This is a genomic window from Nocardioides ungokensis, assembly GCF_013466985.1.
Lineage (GTDB): Bacteria > Actinomycetota > Actinomycetes > Propionibacteriales > Nocardioidaceae > Nocardioides > Nocardioides ungokensis.
The window spans coordinates 2,031,143-2,051,132 of sequence record NZ_CP059164.1 but is presented as its reverse complement, the minus strand read 5'-3'; the positions used below and the strand labels follow the sequence as shown (position 1 = coordinate 2,051,132).

General features: G+C 70.1%; 23 protein-coding genes and 2 pseudogenes. 15 read left to right on the top strand and 10 right to left on the bottom strand.

Annotated features, from left to right (window positions below; genetic code table 11):
• Window positions 1-15 precede the first annotated feature (15 nt).
• From H0S67_RS24925 to H0S67_RS26605, 8 genes and pseudogenes are all read left to right on the top strand, one after another.
• Window positions 16-732: pseudogene (locus tag H0S67_RS24925) on the top strand (hypothetical protein); the annotation flags it as partial.
• Window positions 733-809: 77 nt separating this feature from the next.
• The gene (locus tag H0S67_RS23460; protein WP_246355273.1) at window positions 810-1,700 is read left to right on the top strand and encodes a PHA/PHB synthase family protein; all 891 of its coding nucleotides are present in this window, start codon (window positions 810-812) and stop codon (window positions 1,698-1,700) included.
• Complete coding sequence (locus tag H0S67_RS23455) at window positions 1,697-2,221, top strand: alpha/beta fold hydrolase (protein ID WP_219635613.1); 525 nt, start codon at window positions 1,697-1,699, stop codon at window positions 2,219-2,221. Before H0S67_RS23460 ends, H0S67_RS23455 begins: the two co-directional genes overlap by 4 nt.
• Window positions 2,221-2,526: an alpha/beta fold hydrolase gene (locus H0S67_RS23450; protein WP_343050496.1), complete on the top strand. Its 306-nt coding sequence runs from the start codon at window positions 2,221-2,223 to the stop codon at window positions 2,524-2,526. The genes H0S67_RS23455 and H0S67_RS23450 overlap by 1 nt, the downstream gene beginning before the upstream one ends.
• A gap of 278 nt (window positions 2,527-2,804) precedes the next feature.
• Window positions 2,805-3,179, top strand: a complete 375-nt coding sequence (locus H0S67_RS10165) for a hypothetical protein (RefSeq protein WP_180936481.1) — start codon at window positions 2,805-2,807, stop codon at window positions 3,177-3,179.
• 113 nt (window positions 3,180-3,292) lie between these two features.
• Window positions 3,293-3,652 (top strand): DUF308 domain-containing protein, encoded by a 360-nt coding sequence (locus H0S67_RS10160; RefSeq protein WP_180936480.1) that lies wholly within the window; start codon window positions 3,293-3,295, stop codon window positions 3,650-3,652.
• Window positions 3,649-3,876, top strand: a complete 228-nt coding sequence (locus H0S67_RS10155; RefSeq protein WP_180936479.1) for a DUF308 domain-containing protein — start codon at window positions 3,649-3,651, stop codon at window positions 3,874-3,876. The genes H0S67_RS10160 and H0S67_RS10155 overlap by 4 nt, the downstream gene beginning before the upstream one ends.
• A gap of 104 nt (window positions 3,877-3,980) precedes the next feature.
• A complete protein-coding gene (locus tag H0S67_RS26605; protein ID WP_281368996.1) occupies window positions 3,981-4,106 on the top strand; it encodes a hypothetical protein in 126 nt (41 codons plus the stop codon).
• A 4-nt stretch (window positions 4,107-4,110) separates the two neighbouring features.
• Here the strand turns inward: H0S67_RS26605 and H0S67_RS10150 are convergent, their stop codons facing one another.
• The 3 genes from H0S67_RS10150 to H0S67_RS10140 all read right to left on the bottom strand — a co-directional run bounded on the left by H0S67_RS10150 (window position 4,111) and on the right by H0S67_RS10140 (window position 7,131).
• A complete protein-coding gene (locus H0S67_RS10150) occupies window positions 4,111-5,055 on the bottom strand; it encodes a diacylglycerol/lipid kinase family protein (protein ID WP_180936478.1) in 945 nt (314 codons plus the stop codon).
• A 367-nt stretch (window positions 5,056-5,422) separates the two neighbouring features.
• Window positions 5,423-6,130, bottom strand: a complete 708-nt coding sequence (locus tag H0S67_RS10145; protein ID WP_246355272.1) for an ABC transporter permease subunit — start codon at window positions 6,128-6,130, stop codon at window positions 5,423-5,425.
• Between the two features lie 101 nt (window positions 6,131-6,231).
• A complete protein-coding gene (locus H0S67_RS10140) occupies window positions 6,232-7,131 on the bottom strand; it encodes an ABC transporter ATP-binding protein (RefSeq protein WP_180936476.1) in 900 nt (299 codons plus the stop codon).
• A gap of 131 nt (window positions 7,132-7,262) precedes the next feature.
• On the opposite strand from H0S67_RS10140, the gene H0S67_RS10135 reads away from it, so the two are divergent.
• Together H0S67_RS10135 and H0S67_RS10130 are read left to right on the top strand one after the other, a co-directional pair.
• Window positions 7,263-8,405, top strand: a complete 1,143-nt coding sequence (locus H0S67_RS10135) for a sensor histidine kinase (protein ID WP_180936475.1) — start codon at window positions 7,263-7,265, stop codon at window positions 8,403-8,405.
• Window positions 8,402-9,058 (top strand): response regulator, encoded by a 657-nt coding sequence (locus H0S67_RS10130; RefSeq protein ID WP_180936474.1) that lies wholly within the window; start codon window positions 8,402-8,404, stop codon window positions 9,056-9,058. The genes H0S67_RS10135 and H0S67_RS10130 overlap by 4 nt, the downstream gene beginning before the upstream one ends.
• Window positions 9,059-9,180: 122 nt before the next feature.
• Here H0S67_RS10130 and H0S67_RS10125 read toward each other — a convergent pair whose 3' ends face one another.
• Complete coding sequence (locus H0S67_RS10125) at window positions 9,181-9,987, bottom strand: helix-turn-helix transcriptional regulator (RefSeq protein ID WP_246355271.1); 807 nt, start codon at window positions 9,985-9,987, stop codon at window positions 9,181-9,183.
• Between the two features lie 138 nt (window positions 9,988-10,125).
• Here H0S67_RS10125 and H0S67_RS10120 point away from each other — a divergent pair, with 138 nt between their 5' ends.
• Complete coding sequence (locus H0S67_RS10120) at window positions 10,126-10,449, top strand: hypothetical protein (protein ID WP_180936473.1); 324 nt, start codon at window positions 10,126-10,128, stop codon at window positions 10,447-10,449.
• A 9-nt stretch (window positions 10,450-10,458) separates the two neighbouring features.
• On the opposite strand, the gene H0S67_RS10115 is transcribed toward H0S67_RS10120, so the two are convergent.
• Genes H0S67_RS10115 through H0S67_RS10100 form a run of 4 tightly spaced genes read right to left on the bottom strand, consistent with a single transcriptional unit; the run spans window position 10,459 to window position 15,310 of the window.
• The gene (locus H0S67_RS10115) at window positions 10,459-11,805 is read right to left on the bottom strand and encodes a DUF2254 domain-containing protein (protein ID WP_180936472.1); all 1,347 of its coding nucleotides are present in this window, start codon (window positions 11,803-11,805) and stop codon (window positions 10,459-10,461) included.
• Between the two features lie 11 nt (window positions 11,806-11,816).
• Entirely contained in the window at window positions 11,817-12,620 is an 804-nt protein-coding gene (locus H0S67_RS10110; protein WP_219635611.1) for a trimeric intracellular cation channel family protein, read from the bottom strand.
• A gap of 27 nt (window positions 12,621-12,647) precedes the next feature.
• Window positions 12,648-13,748: a hypothetical protein gene (locus tag H0S67_RS10105; protein ID WP_180936471.1), complete on the bottom strand. Its 1,101-nt coding sequence runs from the start codon at window positions 13,746-13,748 to the stop codon at window positions 12,648-12,650.
• On the bottom strand, window positions 13,745-15,310 hold the full coding sequence (locus H0S67_RS10100) for a sulfatase-like hydrolase/transferase (RefSeq protein WP_180936470.1): 1,566 nt from the start codon (window positions 15,308-15,310) through the stop codon (window positions 13,745-13,747). The genes H0S67_RS10105 and H0S67_RS10100 overlap by 4 nt, the downstream gene beginning before the upstream one ends.
• Window positions 15,311-15,449: 139 nt before the next feature.
• Between H0S67_RS10100 and H0S67_RS10095 the strand changes: the two genes are divergently transcribed.
• A complete protein-coding gene (locus tag H0S67_RS10095) occupies window positions 15,450-16,358 on the top strand; it encodes a formylglycine-generating enzyme family protein (RefSeq protein WP_246355270.1) in 909 nt (302 codons plus the stop codon).
• 41 nt (window positions 16,359-16,399) lie between these two features.
• On the opposite strand, the gene H0S67_RS10090 is transcribed toward H0S67_RS10095, so the two are convergent.
• Together H0S67_RS10090 and H0S67_RS10085 are read right to left on the bottom strand one after the other, a co-directional pair.
• Window positions 16,400-16,903 carry a hypothetical protein gene (locus H0S67_RS10090; protein ID WP_180936469.1) on the bottom strand — a complete coding sequence of 168 codons (504 nt, stop codon included), beginning with the start codon at window positions 16,901-16,903 and terminating at the stop codon, window positions 16,400-16,402.
• Window positions 16,873-17,193: a hypothetical protein gene (locus tag H0S67_RS10085; RefSeq protein WP_180936468.1), complete on the bottom strand. Its 321-nt coding sequence runs from the start codon at window positions 17,191-17,193 to the stop codon at window positions 16,873-16,875. The genes H0S67_RS10090 and H0S67_RS10085 overlap by 31 nt, the downstream gene beginning before the upstream one ends.
• A 290-nt stretch (window positions 17,194-17,483) precedes the next feature.
• Here H0S67_RS10085 and H0S67_RS28060 point away from each other — a divergent pair.
• From H0S67_RS28060 to H0S67_RS10075, 3 genes and pseudogenes are all read left to right on the top strand, one after another.
• Window positions 17,484-17,899, top strand: a pseudogene (locus H0S67_RS28060) (cytochrome ubiquinol oxidase subunit I).
• Window positions 17,815-18,846, top strand: coding sequence for a cytochrome ubiquinol oxidase subunit I (locus tag H0S67_RS10080; RefSeq protein ID WP_219635610.1), 1,032 nt, complete (start codon window positions 17,815-17,817; stop codon window positions 18,844-18,846). Before H0S67_RS28060 ends, H0S67_RS10080 begins: the two are co-directional and overlap by 85 nt.
• Complete coding sequence (locus H0S67_RS10075) at window positions 18,843-19,886, top strand: cytochrome d ubiquinol oxidase subunit II (RefSeq protein ID WP_180936467.1); 1,044 nt, start codon at window positions 18,843-18,845, stop codon at window positions 19,884-19,886. Before H0S67_RS10080 ends, H0S67_RS10075 begins: the two co-directional genes overlap by 4 nt.
• The last annotated feature ends 104 nt before the right edge of the window (window positions 19,887-19,990 follow it).

The following is a 19,990-nucleotide window of genomic DNA, read 5'->3' as shown; positions in this document are numbered from 1 at the left end:
TGAGGAGCTCCTCCCATGACCGCCACCACCCCCCTCCCCGAGAGGGCCGCTCCCCTCGATGTCCTGCTGGTCGACTCGGCGCTCGGCCCGGTCCGACGTTTCGTACCCGACAGGTCGACGGCGAAGTGGGCGGTCTCCCTTGCCCGCAGACCGGGTATCACGGCGCGACGGCTGGGCGGGTTGGGCGCCGAAGCCGGGCGCATCCTGACCGGCACTTCCACGGTCGCACCGCTGCGCGGGGACCGCCGGTTCACCGACGTCGCGTGGACCTCGAACCCCCTGCTGAAGCGGCTGGTCCAGCTCTACCTGGCCAGCGGCCGGACCCTCGAGCAGCTGGTGCTCGATGCCGACATCGCGCCACGCGACCGAAAGCGGGTGCAGTTCTGCCTGGAGAACCTCATCGAGGCGACCGCTCCCAGCAACGTCCCGCTGGTCAACCCGGCCTCGGCGAAGGCGGCGGTCGACTCCGCGGGGCTGAGCCTGGCGCGCGGAGGCAGGCAGCTGGTCAAGGACCTGACCTCGGCACCGCGCATCCCCGAGATGGTCGACGGCACCGGGTTCGCGGTGGGCGACAACGTCGCTGCGACGCCGGGCGGGGTCGTGTTTCGCAACGACGTGCTGGAGCTGATCCAGTACGCGCCGCAGACCGACGAGGTCTACGAGGTTCCCGCGTTGGTGGTCCCGCCCACGATCAACAAGTTCTACGCGATCGATCTCGCCCCGGAGCGCAGCCTCGTGGAGTTCGGCGTCCGGCAGGGCAGACAGATGTTCGTCATCTCCTGGCGCAACCCCGACGCTCGACACGCCTCATGGACTTCGACACCTACGTTCGTGCGGTGCTCGAGGCCCTGGACGCCGTTGAGGAGATCACGGGCAGCCACCGGACGGTGCTCGGCGGCGTGTGCTCCGGTGGCATCCTCGCGAGCATGGCAGCGGCGTACCTCGCCGGCACCGGCCGGCAGGACCGGCTGGCCGCGCTCTGCCTGGCCGTGACGGTCATCGACAACCACGATGCCGGGTCGGTCTCCGCCCTCGTCGACGAGCAGCTGGCGGGCCGGGCCAAGGCGAAGTCCGCGCGCAAGGGCTACCTCGACGGCCGGGCGCTGGCCGAGGTGTTCGCGTGGCTCCGGCCCCGCGACCTGGTGTGGAACTACTGGGTCAACAACTACCTGCTGGGCAAGCGACCTCCCGCCTTCGACATCCTGTTCTGGAACTCCGACACCACGCGAATGACCGCCGCCCTGCACGCCGACTTCGTCGACCTGGCGATGGAGAACCTGCTGACCCGCCCGGGCGAGCTCACCGTCCTCGGCGTTCCGATCGACCTCGGCGCCGTCACGGTGGACTCCTACCTCGTGGCCGGCATGGCCGACCACATCACCCCCTGGGAGAGCTGCTATCGGAGCGCCCAGCTCTTCGGCGGCACGACCCGATTCGTGCTGTCCACCAGTGGACACATCGCCGCCCTGGTCAACCCACCAGGCAACGCCAAGGCGTCCTTCCACACCAACGACGATCTGGCGGCCGACGCCGAGGCCTGGCTCGACGGCACCGAGGTCCACCCGGGCACCTGGTGGACCGACCTCGGCCTGTGGCTCGACGAACGCAGTGGCGCCCAGCGTCCGGCGCCCCAGACCCTCGGGTCGCACCGCCTGAGCGTGCTCGCGGAGGCGCCCGGCACCTACGTCCTGGACAAGTGACCAGGCACCTCCGGCTCCGGGTCCTCGGCCACGACGTCCGGGTCGCCGTCCGGCCGGGCACGGCCCCCGGGCCGCCATTGGTGCTCTGCAACGGCATCGGCGCCCGCCTCGACCTGCTCCAGCCGTTCGTCGACGAGGTCGACCCACGGATCGAAGTGATCCGGTTCGACGTACCCGGCGTGGGGGGCTCGCCGGCACCCAAGGTGCCCTACAACTTCGCGTTGCTGGCCTGGCTGGTCGGGACCCTGGTCGACCGGCTGGGCCACGACCAGTTCGACGCCCTCGGCATCTCTTGGGGCGGCGGCCTGGCCCAGCAGCTGGCGTTCCAGTACCCGCGTCGCTGCCGGCGTCTGGTGCTGGCCAGTACCGGGACCGGCATGCTGATGGTGCCCGCCCGCCTCAGCGTGCTCAGCAAGATGCTCACCCCGAGGCGCTACCGCGATCCGACGTACGCCCGGGCCATCGCAGCGGAGATGTACGGCGGCCGAATGCGCCGACAGCCCGACGAGGTTGGCACGTGATGCACGAGCAGGAGCGCCTGGGGCCCACAGCCGGGTACGTCCTCCAGCTCCTCGCCGGGATCGGCTGGTCGAGCCTTCCCGCGCTGCCGCTCATCCGGCAGCCCACCTTGATCCTCGCCGGGAACGACGACCCGATCATCCCGCTGGTGAACGCGCGGATCATGCGCTCGCTGCTCCCCCACGCGTCCCTCCACGTCTTCGACGACGGCCACCTCGGGCTGATCACCTCAGCCGACGAGCTCGGCCCCCTCGTCTCGCGGTTCCTGGCCTCTCCCAGCAGCGATAACGCCTCGAAGAGCAGCTGACGACTCGCTGTCCCGCTCCGGCCATGACGACGGCGGAGGGCTCGATCGAGCAGACCCGCCCACCGCGACCGGCCGCCCGGCGGGGCTGACGCACTAACTGAGATTTCGTCATTAACCTCTTGCGCTGTCCGCAGTTCTGACGTTATCGTCAGAACTGCGGAACAATTCCACGTGCCCTTCGGGGCCCGACCAAGAAGGTGGTTACACATGAAGCAGCACACGATTTCTCTACGCGACTCGACGAGCTGCAGCAGCGCGTCGCGACGGCCAGGTCGGCGGTGCAGTCTGCCGCCGCCGAGTCCGATGCCCAGCTCAGGCAGCGGATCGATCAGGCCCAGGCCGAGCTGGACCAGTCAGTCGAGAACGCACGCGACGAGGCCTCCCAGGCCGCCGACAGCGCTCGGGCGAAGTGGGCGCAGATGAAGACTGACGCGGCGGCCAAGATGAGCGACGTCAAGGCGAACATCGACAAGCGGACCCGCCAGGTGGACGCCAAGGTCGCCGCATCCGACGCGGACTGGGCGGAAGCCGACGCGGCCGAAGCCCTCGACTTCGCCGACTGGGCGGTCGAGAGCGCCCAGCTGACGATGCTCGATGCCATCCACGCCCGTGCCTACGCCGACACACTCGCCCGGGCCGCGGCCAACTCGTAGCGCCCCGAGCGGCTGGTGGCCATCAGGCCCCACGCCCGTCAACACTCGCGCCGCGGCAGGCAGGGAATGGTGGACGCCTTGCCTGCCGCGGCCCACACCATAGGAGATTTGTAATGACAAGTGACTTGAAGACCCCGGACCTGCTCCGCGAGACGGTCCGGGACGCGTCGGCGACCTGGTGGTGGCTCGTGGCCCTGGGGGCCCTGTGGGTCGGGTTCGGCATGTTCGTGCTGTCCTTCAAGGTGGGCAGCCTGGTCGCGGTGGCGACATTTGTCGGAGTGGCATTCGTGTTCGGCGGCATCACGCAGCTGGCGGTGGCCAGTCGGGTGCCCACCCTGCGCTGGCTGTCCATCGTGGGCGGGACATTGGGAGTGGCCGCCGGCGTCGTCACCATTGTCTGGCCAGGCGTCACCCTCTATGCCGTCTCGATCCTCGTGGCGTGGTACTTGATCGTGTTCGGCACGATCACGTGATCAACGCGCTGGCCGGCGCCAAGCTGCCCTGGTGGTGGACCGGGCTGCTGCTCGGCATCTCCGAGCTGGTGCTCGGGGTGTGGGCAGCCCGCTCGTGGGAGCGCTCGCTGGTGACACTGGTGACCCTCGTCGGAGTGTGGGCCATCTGTCGTGGGGTGATCGAGATCTTCGCCGGTTTCACCCTGCGGCAGGTCGGCGAGCAGGCGGACCGACTGGCCGCGTGACGCGCCCGAACGGCAAGGTCCGCCGCCGGCCTCTCCGGTCAGGCGGCGGTGGCCTTTGGCGCACCCTCGCAGGTGGCCTTGCTGCGGGACCCATGGGCGCCTTCATGGCCATGCCCCTCGCGGCCCTGATCACCGCGATGGTGAAGAACAGTGGCAAGAGGTACGAGGTGGTCTACCAGTCCACGCATGGCGAGGTGGCACCGGAGGAAGGCACGCGCCGACCCACGTGAGTACCTAGGGCTTGGGGGGCCGCGGCATGGGGAGGCGCGGGGCAGCCCGCGACAGGGCTGCCGAGGGTGAGGCGCCGGGATGGCGGCTCGAGATTCGGACGCGCAGCGCCTTCGGCCGGATCGCGAAATGCAGCGGTGGGTCGAGATCGACCGCCTCGCCGTCCGTACCGGCATGGACTGGCGCCGTGGCAAGAACCTCCAGGTGCGGTGCGCTCCAGGCCCGCCCCGGAGCGTGCGGGCCGCCCCCCGGAGCGTCGAGAGCGATGACCCCGAGCCGGCCGCTGTCAAGAGCCGGGCGGGTGCCCACGGGAGGCCGGTCCAGCGAGTACGGGTTGTTCGACACCAGCACGACGGCGAGCTGAGCGTGCTCCCGTCCGGCATCGTCGACGAGGCGCAGCGAGGGTACGTGCCCGTGCGGACCGAGCACCTTGTCCGCGGTCGCGACGAGAGTGCGCGCCTTCGCATCGCGGTAGGCCGATCGGCGGACGGCCTCGCCGTAGACCCCGAGCGAGACGTTGTTGAGGAACAGGCGACCGTTCACCTCGGCCACGTCCACCTCGCGCTCCACTCCCTCGGTGAACGCCTCGAGCGCGCCCAGCACATCACGCCGGTCCACGCCCAGGTCGAGCGCGAAGTGATTACGCGTCCCGGCCGGAACACAGATGAACGGCAGCCCGTGCGAAGCTGCCACCTCGGCCACGACCGAAAGCGACCCGTCGCCACCAGCCATCCCCAGTGCGTCCGCTCCCCTCTCCACGGCCGAACGGACGAGCGCCACCAAGCTCTGACGGGGAGTCAGGATGACCACCTCGATCCCCAGGTCCCGTGCCCGCTCAACGACCTTGACGCGGGCCGCCGCGCCATCACCCGACCTCGGGTTCACCACCAACACCGGCCGTCGTGGCGGGTCGACGGGCCGCCAGCCAGGGTGCTGCAGCTGCTGCTCCATCACCGCGCTCCCCTCCCGTCACCGAAACCCCGGGCTGGTCCGTCTTCACTCTGCTTACTCACGCTACGTGCCCCACGTGGGCGGTGGAACCGCCGTGGACCTATCTACGTCGAGAGGTTGGACGCTGTCCCCTGGCCGAGCCCCTTGGCCAACGGGCTGGTTTGATCCCACGGAGGTCCTCGACTCGTTGTGTGAGACCTGGGACCGACACTCAGAGAGGGCCGAGACGACTTTCCTGGCGTCGGATCGCCATAGACACTCCTCAGACCGTCACCACCTTGCTCTGGCTGAAGACGCATCACTGCCGGTGGAGGTTGAACCCAGAACGCGCTCATCTGGCGCGAGCGGTCGCCTGTCCACGTGTGGGCTACTTGACCTCGGAGCGGCGCAGGGCGAGCAGCCCGACGACGAGGGGAATGACGATCCAGATCATCGTGGTCGAGCCGAGCATCGCCCACTCCTTACCGGTGTTCGTGGCGCCATCGAGGAGCACCACCTGCGTGTAGTGCCAGTCGATCCACGGCTGCAGGTCCTCGAACCACGAACGCACCTGAGCCAGGAGCGCGAGAATGCCGGGCATGACTAGTGAAGCGACGAAGTAGCCCACGATCGCGGCCGCGGAGTTGCGCAGCACGACACCGAGTGCGAAGCCAAAGGCCATGCCCACCAGGTTGTAGAGCACCATCTGGAGTGCCATGGACAACGAAATGTCCCACGCGGTGTCGACGCCTGCGAGTGCTGACCCGGCCACGTTGCCGAGGGCGCCAACCGCAAAGGCGACGGAGACGGCGCCGAGGCCCACCAGGAGGGTCGCGATCGCCTTGGCGCCGATCACGCGTTCGCGGCTCGGCACCAGCGTGAACGTGGTTAGCCCACTTCGCTGGCTCCACTCACCCGTGACGGCCAGGATCGCGATGATCGGCAAGATCACTGACATCGGGAACCCGCTCGCCCTCACGAAGTTCTGATAGGTGACGTCGCTGTTGAGGCCGAGGACGAGGAGCGACCCGGCCGAGATGGGCGACAGGGCGCCGATGCTGATGAGCATCCAGAATCCCGAGCGGGTGTTGAACATCTTGCGCAGCTCGACCTTGACGAGTCGGGTGGCCGGGATGGGTTGGGCGGTCCGTCGGGCCGGCTCGGCCTCGATGGTGTCGGGAGGGATGATCGTGGCGGTCATGCCGCAACTCCTTCGCGTTGGGTGTCGGCGGTGAGCGAGAGGAACATGTCTTCGAGCCCGGTGCCCTCGGCGGACCGGAGCTCGGTCAGAGGGATCCCGGCGGTCAGGGCCACGGATCCGACCCGAGCGGGGTCGGCGTCCGTGCGGACCGAGCCGTCTCCTGCGAGCGTGCTGGGGATCCCTGCCTGTTCGAGGGCGTGAGCGAGGTCGCGCGGTGACGTCGAGCGGGCGAGCGTCCCGGCCGCGGCCAGCAGCTCTTCCTTGGTGCCGGCCGCGACGATCTTGCCGTTGCCGATCACGACCAGGTCGTCGGCGATGACCTCGATCTCGTGGAGCAGGTGTGAGGACAACAGGACGGTGCCGCCCTGGCTGGCGAAGTCCGTCAGCAGGTCGCGCATCCACCGGATCCCCGCGGGGTCGAGCCCGTTGGCGGGCTCGTCGAGGATCAGCACCTTGGGGTCTCCGAGGAGTGCGGTGGCGATGCCGAGGCGTTGACGCATCCCGAGGGAGTAGTTGCGCACCCGGCGCTTGGCCTCGGTGGGGGTCAGACTCACCAGCTCGAGCATCTCGTCGACCCGGGTGCGGGGCAGACCCATGGTGTCGGCGGCGATCGTGAGGATCTCGCGTCCGGTGCGACCGACGTGCTGGGCCGAGGCGTCGAGCAGGACGCCCACCTCGAGGCCGGGGTTGGGGAGGTCGGCGAACCGTTCTCCGTTGATGGTCGCGGTGCCGGACGTCGGGACGGTCAGACCCACCATCACGCGCATCGTGGTGGACTTGCCGGCACCGTTCGGACCGAGGAAACCGGTGACGCGACCGGGCAGGGCAGTGAAGGAGACGTTGTCGACGGCGGTGAAGCCGGCGTACCTCCGGGTCAGTGACTCAACAGTGATCATGTGAAAACCCTCGCCGCGTCGCGGCGTGCGCACATCGGCGTCGAGGCCGGACCCTCCTCGGCCGTTGGGAGGAGCGGGGTCTCGTTCTTTCGGTCGGTCCCCGAGGCCTCGGCGGTCCCTAGGCTGGGTGTGTGATCACCAACGCCCTGCGCTCGCTGTGGGCCGAGCCCCGCGCAGCCGATGCTCCCGAACGGGTGTCGCGCGACTGGGTGCTGGTCGGCGCGTTGATGGTGACGGCGCTGCTCGAGGGAGTCCTCCGGGACGACGTCGCCTGGCGGCCGTTCGCGACGATCGTGGCGGTCGGGCTCGCGCCCGTGCTGCTCTGGCGGCGTACCCGGCCGTTGGCCTGCGTCGTGGTGGCCTGGGGTACCGCGATGGGGTTGGGGCTGGCGACCCTGGCGGGCGGGCCCACCCATATCGGCCTCACCACGATGATCTACGTCCTGGTGCTCGTCTACGCGCTGGTCCGCTGGGGCTCAGGGCGCGAGATCGTGGTCGGGCTGGCGGTGGTGCTGGTCGCTGCGGTCATCGGTACGGTCGCCGACTACACCGGCCCGTCCGACGTCATCGGCGGGTTCGGCATCACCGTGGCGGCGGCGGCGGGCGGAGCGGCGTTCCGCTACCGCGCCGAGAGCTGGCGCCGGGCGTTGGACCAGATCCGCAGCCAGGAGCGGGTCGGCCTCGCGCGCGAGCTGCACGACATGGTCGCCCACCACGTCTCGGCGATCGCGGTGCAGGCGCAGGCGGGCCGGGCGATGGCCGGGCAGCGACCCGAAGCGGGGCTCGAGGCACTGGCGGCCATCGAAGGAGAAGCGTCGCGGACGCTCGCGGAGATGCGGGCGATGGTCCGGGTGCTGCGCGACGGAGCGCCGGCGGAGTACACCCCCCAGGCTGGCGTCGCCGACCTGGTGTCCCTCGCCCGCCGCGAACCGGTGCCGGTAGTCGACGTGGAGGTGCCGGGTGACCTGGACGGACTGCCGCTCCAGGTCGACGCGGCGGTCTACCGGCTGGCGCAAGAGGCGCTGACCAACGCGCTGCGGCACGCCCGCAACGCCTCGCGTGTGGAGATCCGGGTCGTCGAGGGTGGAGGAAGGCTGCGGCTGCGCGTGACCGACGACGGCCAGATCGACCCGGGGCGGTCGGCGAGCCACGGCTTCGGGCTGCTGGGGATGACCGAGCGGGTGCAGCTGCTGGGAGGCACGCTGCTCGCGGGGCCGGCGCCCGAGGGCGGGTGGGCGGTCGACGCCGAGCTGCCGACCGAGGTACGCCGATGACGGTGCGGGTGCTGGTGGCCGACGACCAAGATCTGGTGCGTACCGGCCTGTCCATGATCCTTGACGCGCAGCCTGGCATCCAGGTCGTCGGTCAGGCCGCCGACGGCCACGCCGCGGTCGAGCTGGCGCGTCGGCTCCACCCCGACGTGTGTCTGGTCGACATCCGGATGCCCGGGCTCGACGGCATCGAGGTGACCGAGCTCCTCGCCGGGCGGGGCGTCCCGGACCCGATGGCGGTGGTGGTGATCACGACCTTCGACCTCGACGAGTACGTCCACGGCGCGCTTCGTGCTGGCGCCCGAGGCTTTCTGCTCAAGGACGCCGGGCCGGAGCTGCTCGTCCAGGCCGTGCATGCCGCCGCCGTCGGAGATGCCCTGATCGCGCCGAACATCACCCGGCGGCTGCTGTCGACCTTGGCCGCCAGGGAACCGTCGAAACGACGTACCCAACCGATCGATCCGCTCACCGACCGCGAGGAGGAGGTGCTGGCGTTGGTCGCCCGTGGCCGCACGAACGCCGAGATCGCCGCCGATCTCTTCATCGGCCAGACGACCGCCAAGACCCACGTCGCGAGCCTCCTGGCCAAGATCGGCGCCCGCAACAGGGTCGAGATCGCGATGTGGGCCTACGACACCGGCCGGGTGGGGGACTGAAGCCGCGTCCAAGGACTCGGAGAAGCCGTTCCGCGAAGCAAGCAGGATGCGATGAACGCGGTTTCACCGTGCAGCGTCAGTCGCCGTTCTGCGCTGCGGGTGTCCCCGGCTGTGTCGATGTCCTACGGCACGTCGGGAGGCAGTTCCACCCTGACGAGTCCCGACTCGTAGGCGGCGACAACCACCTGGGTCCGGTCCCGCAGCCCCAGCTTGCGCAGGATGCTGGCGACGTGGGTCTTGACCGTCCACTCGCTGATCACCAGCGAGGCCGCGATCTCCGCGTTCGTCATCCCGGTCGCGATGGCCCGCGCCACTTCGAGCTCCCGACTGGTCAGGTCCGCCAGGCCACTGTGGGCTGCGGCCGGCGCGCCGGTGGTCCGGCGCTGCTCCGCCTCGGCGAGCAGCGCCGTCGCTTCGGAAAGGCGTTCGGCCAGCTCGCGGTTGTCGCCCGAGGCCCGCTGCAGCTGCCCGGATCGCTGCGCCACGACGAACCCCATCAGCCACGCCGACCCGAACACGATCGCCATGAAGGCGCCATCACCCTCGGCCAGCCCGAGCAGCGCGACTGCCACCACCATCGTCGCGGCACTCACCGCCGCCCTGCCGACGGCGGCGAAGGCGCTGCTCGAGTAGGCAGCGACCAACATCGCCGCCATCGTCGACAGTCCTTCGGTCGGTGTGGTGAGCCAGCTCTGGAGCACCGCCGCCCCGAACACCACCATGAGGACCAGGAGCGGCGCGGTGCGGCGCAGCACCAGCGGCAGGGTCATCGCGAGAGTGGTCACCGTGAGCACCGGACGTGACCCCGTCACGTCGCCGACCCCCGGCAGCAGCCGCGGCGCCCAGATCTCGGCCTGGCTCGCCAGCGTCAGCGCGGCCGCCAGCACCATGTCCACGGTTGTAGGCCGCCGACCCACGATCGCCCTCATGGACGGACGGTACCCATCAAAAGGCTGCTCGGGGCCTCACTCTCGAGAGTGAGCTGAGCAGAATCGCTCGCCGGAGCGATGTGCCGGCCCTCCGTCCTGACCGAGGTTGGGAGCCCGCACACCGCCACGGAGGTCACCATGTCCCGAATCACCAGCAACCTCGTCCTCGCCGCCGTCCTGGGCCAGCTGGTCGCGCAGCTCGGCTGGATCGACGCGCTGTTCATCCCCCTCGTCCTCGCCGCGCCACCGGTGACCGGGGCGATCCTCGCCTCCCGCCGCGTCGGCTACCCGTGGGTCGCCGTCCTGTGGGCGAGCACCGGGCTGGGCATGGCGTGGTCCGACTGGATCGTCAACCACGAGGACGTCATGTTCCACCTTGCCCTCGCCGTCATCATGCCGCTCCTGGCAGGCATCGGGTGGGGTGCCGTGCGCCTGACCCGCCGCCGGGTGCCCGCGGCCTGACGGGAGCCTTCACCAACGACGCACAGCGTCCTCGGACGCGGCGCGGTCGCCCGTCGGAGGGGGCCCCTGCGAGGCGATGTGCACGGCCGTTGGACCGCCGATGCCCTGCGGGTCGCCGGTCTGCGCGCGGTCCTTGTCCACCGACCCGGCGAACCCGCTGGCGACGGTCGCATCGAGTCGGGCGAGCTCGGCCGCCACCGCAGGGCGGTGCTCGGGGAGGACAGCTTCCTGCAGGTCCTCGAGCATCGCCCGCAGGCGCCGCACCACCTGGATGGAGCTGGCGCCGTACTCGCGGATCTCGGTGACACCCAGCGTGAGGTAGTCCTCCCAGGTGCGTCCCGGCAACGCCAGCCTCGGGGCGCCGTCCCGGTCGACGAACATGAGCGGTCCCTTGAGCGGGGTCGAGCCGAGGAGCTTGAGCACGTTCGAGAGGTGGTCCATGGCCTGTACGGCCGTGGTGGGGTCGTTGATGGCCGCGGACAGGGCCTTGACCGCGACGTCCACCATGATCCGGATGGCGAAGGCCGGGTCCTCCTCGATGGTCCGCTCCGTCCCGACGGCCAGCAGCCCCTGCAGCCGGCGGCCGGCCTGCGGCGGGACGTGTCCCTTGCCGTGGACCGCGATCACGGTCTGGCCGGCGGCCACGGAGTCGCCGACACCGGCCGTCATCACGAGGAAGAGGTCGTGTCCACCAGCCCACTCGACCAGGCGATGGACGTTGACCGCCTGAATGGCGCCGTCACGTGGGCTCTCCACGGTGAGCACCGGGTCGCCGAGAGGGGCGAGGACGGGTTCGACCGTGTCGGTCTCGGCCTGCCGGGTGACGTCGGTGATCACCCGCTTCGCCATCTGCCCGACCAGGGCTGCCACCGCCACCGGCCTGAGACGGCGGATGAACCGCCCGAAGAACAGCAGGAAGCAGCCGAGGCTCGACACCAGGCAGAGGCCGACGACGCTGACCCCGATGTTCGGCACCCGGGTGCCGTCGACCTGCCGCAGCAGCGAGAACGACAGTGTCAGCGTCCCGGCGAGGACCGCGAGCGTCGCGTTGAGGAGGTGGTCGCGGTACAGGATCCTCATGTACCGGGCGGAGAACGTCCCGGTGGCCATCTGGATCGCCAGCACCGTCACGGTCACGACGAAACCGGCCAACCCCACCGCCGCGCCGACCGTGGTGCTCAACACCGCGGTCGCGGTCGATGGTGCGTACTGCCAGGACTTCGGAACGTCGAGATTCCTGTCGGCCTGTCGGGTCAGCAGCGCCACGAGCGGCCCGAGCACGGCCCCGAGAAGGGCCATGGGCCAGACGCTCTCCTTGAGGTTCTGGCGGATCCTGAACCACCCGGCCCACGACATCTCACCGTCTCCTAGTCCGGGGCACCCGTTGCCGGCTTGTCCACGACAAGCCCCAGGTCCCGCATCTCGCGCTGGGACTTGCCGGCGATCTTGCGGCCCAGCAGCGGTCGGCCGTCCGAGTGCTTGTAGACGCCGGCGGGCTCCCTCGCCAGCGGTTCTTCCCAGCCCCGGTAGAGGGCGATGAGACGGACGGTGAAGCCGACGACGAAGGAGATCGCGGCCGACAACCAGGCGGCCAGGCCGGCGGCGTCACAGAGCACCCAGACCAGACCGGTGAGCGCGGCGATCGCGACGAACCATTCGCCTCGGACGAACTGTTTGGGCGGCACGCCGCTGGTCACGTCGATGTAGTAACGGCCCGCGGTGGGGCCGATGACCGCGAGCGCGAGCACTCCCAGGACGGGCAGGTGGGCAGCCTCGGCGGCCATCGCCCCCGAGATGGCGTACCAGGGCAGGGAGAAGGAGGTCATGAACTGGAACAGGCCCTCGCGGAACAGCTGGCCGGAGGCGAAGGCAATCTGGTAACCGACGAAGCCGGCCACCAGGCAGAGCAGGATGTAGGCCGGATTCATGAAGGCGCCCGGGACCTTGTTCAGGATGACGTCGCGGGTGACCCCGCCTCCGATGCCGCCCAGCAGTGCCATCAGGTAGATGCCGACGACGGTGAAGTTGCGGTAGTGGTCAGGCCGACGGGCCAGCAGCGCGCCGTTCAGCGCGTTGGTCGACGCCGCGATCAGGTCGATCGTGGTGAAGTCACCGGTCCACTGGAAGTCACCCATGGTGATCCCGGCGGTCACTATTTCGGGGCTTGTCACGACACCTCCTCCGAAAGGGTCCCGCGCCTAGGCCGCCTCGAGGACGGCGCCGCCGTCGACGGGATTGAAGCGCAGCACCAGTCGCTGAGAACCCGGCAGGGCGAACTCGCCCAGGGTCTCCGGGCGAAGGGGCCCCTCGGCCCAGGCCACCAGCATCGAGCTTCCGGGCGTGAGCAGGCCACGGAGGCCCTTGAGCCGACGGGCGGAGACGGCTCGCCCCGCCCACAGGCCGTACAGGGCGCCCGCCACCAGGCCGAATGCCGCCCAGGCGAGGCCGGTGACAACCGCATCGCCGACAGTCCCCAGGGCGCCGTCGCCGAGGGCGCCGGCCAGGCCGCCGACCACCACGCCGAACAGCCCCCAGCTGACCACGTCGGCCTTCGCCCACGCCTTCACGCCCTGGCTGGGGTCGGCCACGTGCCGTCGACCGTGCCCGTCGTCGCGGATCACCAGCTCGACCTGGACCGGGCCGGCGGCCTTCTTCCCGGTGGGGGCCGCCCGGGAGGCGACCTGCCGGGCCGTCTCGGGGTCGGGGTAGCGCAGCAGGATCATGCTGGTCAGCGCGCTCTCGTTCGGCGTCGCCTCAGCTCCTGCGGGGCGGGCCGGCTGCTCGATGGGGTCGGTGGCGCCGTTGAAGACGTGCGCGGCCAGGTCGTCGCCGATGCCGGCCACGCTCGCGGTGGCAGGCTCGTGCCCGGTGGTGGCCTTGACGAGGCTGCGGGGATCGCTGGTCTCGACGAAGGTGAGCAGTGCCGAGGAGTCGGCCGGGAGCCGGGCGCCGATCCGGGTCAGCTCGTCCTTCCTGAGCAGGTGCTCGGTGTAGTACGCGTAGAGGCCACCGCAGAGCGCGCCGATGACGGCCCAGAGAGCCAGGCTCTCGAGCCCGCCCGCCACCAGGCCGAACACCCCCCAGGTGAGGGCAGCGGTCAAGGTGCCCTGCACGACGCGGCGCGGGTCGTGCACGGACGCGTGGTGCTTCGCGTCGACCTCGAGGACGACGCTGTCGAGCAGCTCGTCGCCCTGGGACTTGAGCTGCTCGTCCAGGCCGTGGCGCGCCTTCTCGGCCGCCGCGCGCTCGCCGAAGCACTCCAGCAGCATCCCGACCTGCAGCTCGTCGTGCCCGCTCATGCGCCCGATGCGTGGCTGAGCCCGTGCTCGGGCTGGTGCTCTCGTACGTCGGCCGCCTGGCCGTCCGGGTGGTGGAGCGTGGTGACGTACTGGACGATGGGGCCGATCTGCACGTGCTCCTGCGGGACCAGCTGGCCGGGCGCGGGCGGGGTGTAGGGGTCGGGTGTCCCCGGCTTGATCGGCGGCTCCATCGCCAGGCTCTTCAGGAAGGCGCCGGCGGCGGCGGCCATCGGGTGCATGACCCAGGCGTGCGGGAAGTCGACCTCGTTCTCCTCACGGGGATCCCACTCCAGGTTGTAGAGACGAGGAATGCTGTACGGGGCCCAGGTCGAGTAGAAGTCGTCCTGCTGGAAGAGGTGCACCTTCCACTGCCTCCACTTCACCGCCTGCAGCCTGTTGCCGTTCATGCACAAGACGACCTCGCGACCCGATTCCTCGGCGTCGCCGAGCAGGAATGTGCGCATGTCCATGCCGTCGATCTGCCGGTCGGTGGGCACGGTCCCGCCGCCCGCGAGGACCAAGGTGGTGAACAGGTCGACCTCGTGCACCAGCTCGTTGCTCACCTTGGCAGCGGGCACCTTGCCTGGCCAGCGGATGATGCAGGGGGTCCGGTTCGAGCCCTCCAACGAGGTGAACAGCGAGCCGCGCCACGGGCCACCGAAGCCGTTCCACAGCCCGCCGAACGGGTCCGGGTCGCCCGCGGGCATCCGGTAGGTCGAATCGCCGCCGTTGTCGGACGCCCACACCACGATCGTGTCGTCCGCCAGCCCGAGCGTGTCCAGCTCGTCGAGGACCTGACCGGTGAAGTCGTCCATCTGGGTCAGGATGTCGGCCCAGTTGCCGTGCTTCGTCCTGCCGACATATTCCGGGTCGGGAATGGTCGGGATGTGCGTCTGGGTGTACGGCAGGTACAGGTAGAACGGCTTGCCCTGCTCGTGCGAGCTGCGCATGAAGTCGATGGCCCATCCGGTGATCTTGCGGTCGAACCCGGCCCGGAACTCCGCGTCGTACGTGGCTACGACCTCGTGCTTGCCACCCTTCTTGCGGGCGTAGATCGGCTCGGGTTCGAGAGGGATCTCGGTCTTCCCGGCGTACGGCGCCGCGGTGACGTTCCCGTTGGGGAAGTAGGACTGCATCGTCCACAGCACCTCGTCGGCGGTCCGGGGCGACCACACCGCCTCGTCGAAGCCGAAGTCGACCGGGCTGCGCTGCTCGGGGTCGCTGCCCAGGTGCCACTTGCCCCACATCCCGGTCGCGTAGCCCGCATCCGACAGCGCGCGGGCGATCGTGAACTCCCACTGGGTCAGGCCATCGGGGCCGCCAGCGAGCGGTACGGAATGCGTGCCGGAACGGATCGGGTGCCGGCCGGTGAGGATCGCAGACCTGCTGGGCGTGCACTGCGCCTCGACGTTGAAGTTCAGCAGCTTCAGGCCCTCGTCGGCGATGCTGTCGATCCGGGGCGTCGGCGCCCCGCGGAGCACCCCGCCGCCGTAGCAGCCGATCTCACCCCACCCGAAGTTGTCCCAGAAGAACACCACGATGTTCGGCTGCTTGTCGGCCATCTCGTCTCTCCTCACCGTGCGACGGCAGTCGTCCAACCTCCATGCTGGGTTCGGCTCGAGCGATCGTGGATCACCCCATTCGGGTGATTCCCGACCGCGGTCGGTGCCCGGTGCGCACCTCGCTGCCTACAGTGGGCGTGTGTTGCGCAAAGGCATGACCCTGGTCTCCGGCGGGGTCTTCCGGATGGGCGGCACCGGGTTCTACCCGGAGGAAGGTCCTGTCACCACGGTGGCCGTCGACAGCCTGTGGGTCGACGATCACCCGGTGACCAATGCCGCCTTCCGTCGGTTCGTCGCGGACACCGGGCACGTGACCACCGCGGAGACCGCTCCCGACCCCCGCGACTTCCCCGGCGCGGACCCGTCGCAGCTGGTGCCCGGGTCCCAGGTGTTCACGCCCACCCCGGGGCCGGTGCCGCTCGACGACTGGAGGCAGTGGTGGCGCTGGGTGCCGGGCGCCGACTGGCGCCACCCGGACGGCCCCGGCTCAACCCTGGACGGCAAGGAGCTGCACCCGGTGGTGCACGTCGGCCTCGAGGACGCGCTCGCCTACGCCGCCTGGGCGGGCAAGCGGCTGCCCAGCGAGCCCGAGTGGGAGCACGCGGCCCGGGGCGGCCTCGACGGCGCCACGTACGCCTGGGGCGAGGACTTCATGCCCGACGGGCGGGTCATGGCCAACACCTGGCACGGGCGGTTCCCGTACGAGAACACGTCCCCGCACGGCTACACCCGGACCTCCCCGGTCAAGAAGTTCCGGCCCAACGGCTACGGCCTGTACGACGTGACCGGCAACGTCTGGGAGTGGACCGACTCCCGCTGGACCGAGCGGCACACGGCCGAGGAACCCGAGTCCGCACAGCAGGCAACGGCGGCGCCCTGCTGCGGGCCACACACCGCGCTCGGCGAGCACGACCGGTTCGTCGTCAAGGGCGGCTCACACCTGTGCGCTCCGTCCTACTGCCACCGCTACCGCCCCGCCGCGCGCCAGGCCCACGGACCCCGCGACACCACCAGCCACGTCGGGTTCCGCTGCGTCCAGTCTCCCTAGCGCCACCGCACGGACCCTCGGGTCAGCGTCAGGCACGGGTGTCACTGGGACACGCCCGCGACAGGGGGCTCGTTCATGGACGCTCGGAGATCGGTCAAGGGCGTGTCCGGGATCTCGATGAAGCCGCGCGTGGGGCGGTCCAGGTCGAACGTGGCGAAGAGCAGGAAGGCGACCAGACCGGCCGCGAGCAGGAGAGGTGTCAAGCCGCGACCGAGAAGGCCCACATGGAGTCCGACCAGGAACATGGCGATCGCCGAGCCGACCAGCTCGAGCAGCAGCACCTCGGTCGGCACCCGGTTGGAGAGTCCGGTGACGCGCACCGTCTGCTCGTCGATCATCGTGTTCAGGCTCTCCTCGTACAGGCGGGGGGCGCTCGCCGTCGGCTCCTCCCGGACGGCCCGTACTGCCGAGGCCCAGAGCCGTCGCTGCAGGGCCGAGCCCTCGGCGACGGTCGCGTCGGCGGCGTCGCTGCCCGGTTCCTCGTCGGTGAGCCGAAGCTCGGCGTCGGCGTACTTCACCAGCAGGCGCAGGGAACGACCTCGCATGGGCTCCGACAGGGTCTGTGCGCGCAGATAGGTGGTCCGATGCTGTTCGCGTCATCCACGACCGCGGCCCGCCGCGCTTCGTAGCGGCCGAGTGCCAGCGACAGGCCGAACGCCAGGAGGAGCCCCATGAATCCCAGCAGGGCGCCCTGCAGCACGCCCGAGGACTCCCTGAGGCCGCCGTGGTGCTCCTGCGCCCGCTTCCCCAGGAGCAGGCCGGCGACAGCCGACCCTTCGATGAGCACGAGCAGGCCCACCATGAGTAGCGCGGTGGGAATCAGGAACAGCACCACGGCAGCCTCCTCGAGGAGACCGGCGACACCGGACCTCCACCCGGTACGACGGGGCGCAGGTGCTGCCGGATGTCCGCAGACTACTGCCGCGAGCACGGATGAGCACCTCATCCCGATGGGGCGATGCTGGCGCGGGGAGCCACCGGTGAGACTCGGTAGGTGTCGCCGGACACTGATGGGACCGGTGCAGAGAGCGAGGCACCCGGGAGGAGGCCGATGAGGTCGTGAACCCCGTCGTCCACGCCCTGAGCGCGCTCACCGTCGACCCGGTCCCGTGGGCCCGTTCGCAGATGGCCTTCACGCTGGCCTTCCACATCATCCTGGTGCCGCTGGGGGTCTCGTGGGCCTTCATGACGCTGATCGCCAACTACCGCGCGATCAAGCACGACGATGCGGACGCCCTGCTCCTCGCGCAGCGCTGGTCGAAGTACATGGCGGTCACGTTCGCAGTCGGCGCGGTCACCGGCACGGTGCTCAGCTTCGAGTTCGGTCTGCTCTGGCCACGGTTCATGGGTCAGTGGGCGAGGCGTTCGGGGTGCCCTTCGGGTTCGAGGGCCTGTTCTTCTTCACGGAGGCGATCTTCGTCGCGATCTACATCTACGGCTGGCGGCGGATGCGGCCGTGGGCACATTTCTGGACCGGCGTACCATCGTGCTCGCCGGCATCCTCGGCGCCGTGTCCGTGGTCGCGGCGAACTCCTGGATGAACGCGCCGACCGGCTTCACGCTGGACTCCTCGGGCAGGGTCGTCGCCGTGGACCCGGTCGGGGTCATCTTCAACAAGGCGATGCCGCTCGAGGCCGCCCACATGCTCGTGGCGGCCTACCTCGTCGGGGGGTTCATGATCGCCTCGGTCTATGCCGGCGCCATGCTGCGGGGCCGACGCGACCGTTACCACCGCCTCGGGTTCGTGATCGCCTTCACCGTCGCGGCGGTCGCGACCCCGGTCCAGATGGGGGTCGGCGACGCATTGGCGCGTTGGGTCTACAACGACCAGCCCGAGAAGTTCGCTGCGATCGAGCTCGTCCCCCAGACCTCGAGCGACGTCCCGGAGACCCTGCTCGGAAAGCTCAACAGCAATGGCACCGTGCAGGGTGGGATCCCGATCCCCGGCCTCGCGTCGTGGCTCTCCGATCCCGCGACCGGCAAGTCGACGGTGGTGAAGGGGATCGACAGCGTCCCCGCAGGAGATCGCCCGACCGTCTCGGAGGTCAACATCGTGCACCTCTCGTGGGACATCATGGTCGGCCTCGGCACCCTGCTGTTCCTGCTCTCGCTCTGGTACGGCCTCACCTGGGCCCTGCGAAGACGGATGCCCACCAACCGGGCCTTCCTGACCCTGGCCGCCGCCTCCGGCCTGCTCTCCGTGATCGCCATGGAAGCCGGCTGGGTCGTCACCGAGGTCGGTCGCCAGCCCTGGATCGTCTACGGCTACATGAAGGTCGAGGACGCGGCGACGGCCAACACCGGAGTCTGGATCACGTTCATCGCCGTCACCGTGCTCTACCTCGCGCTCGGAGTCACCGCGATCCTCGTGCTGCGTGGGATGAGCCGACGGTTCCGGAGAGCCGGCGGGTTCAACGACGTCGAGAGCCCCTACGGGCCTCCCGCGTCCCCCGCCGCGGAGCCACAGGTCGAGGAGGCAACCCGATGAGTGACACCGTCGCCGTCGTCCTGCTGCTCGCGCTCACGACGTACGCCGTCTTCGGCGGCGCCGACTTCGGTGCCGGGCTCTGGGACCTCATCGCCGGTGGCCCCGAGCAGGGACGGCGACCCCGCGAGCTGATCGAGCACTCGCTCGGGCCTGTCTGGGAGGCCAACCACGTCTGGCTGATCTTCGTCTTCGTGGTGACGTGGACGGCGTTCTCGGAGGCCTACGCCTCCATCATGCTGACGCTGTTCGTCCCGCTGACCATCGCAGCGCTCGGCATCGTCCTGCGCGGAGCCAGCTTCGCGTTCCGCAAGTCCGTGGTCAGCCTCCGCAACCGCAGGCTCTTCGGCGCCGCGTTCGCCGCCTCCTCCGTCCTCGTGCCCTACTGCATGGGGGCTGTCGCGGGCGGGATCGCCTCCGGCCGTGTCCCTGCCGGTGGGACGGCCGGCGACCCGGTCGACAGCTGGATCAACCCGACCTCCGTGGTCACCGGCGTCCTCGCCGTGACCTCGGTTGCCTACCTCGCGGCCGTCTACCTCGTCTGGGAGGCCAGGCGCGACGACGACGCCGAGATGGCCGACTACTTCCGTCGCCGCGCGGTGGTGTCGGCCGTCGCGGTCGCGGTCGTCGGCGCGGTGGGCATGGTGGTGCTGCACAGCGACGCGCCGTACGTCTTCGACGGCATGACCGGGCGAGCGCTCCCGGTCGTCATCGTCGGGGTCGCCTTCGGCCTGGGCGCACTGGTCCTCCTCGCCCGCGACGCGAGCCGGGCAGCGCGAGTGCTCGCGGTCCTCGCCCAGGCCGGGATCGTCCTCGCGTGGGGCGTCGCGCAGTGGCCCTACCTGCTGCCCGAGAGCCTCTCCGTCTCCGCAGCCGCCGCGCCGTCCGGCACGTTGCGGGTCCTGATCGTCAACGTCGTGCTCGCGGTGCTCATCGTGCTTCCCGCGTTCGTGCTCCTGTACGTCCTGGCGCAGCGGCGCCTGCTTCCGGAGGAGGGCGTGCCGGACGCCGCCGATCGGGTGGCGGATCGCCCCGCCGACTGAGGCCGCCACGACAGTTCATCTCATCGGGGTGATGTCACGCGGGGTTCGCCCCGCTGACCGTGGAAGTACGGCGATGCGCCGGCTCGCCGATGGATCCGAAGGAC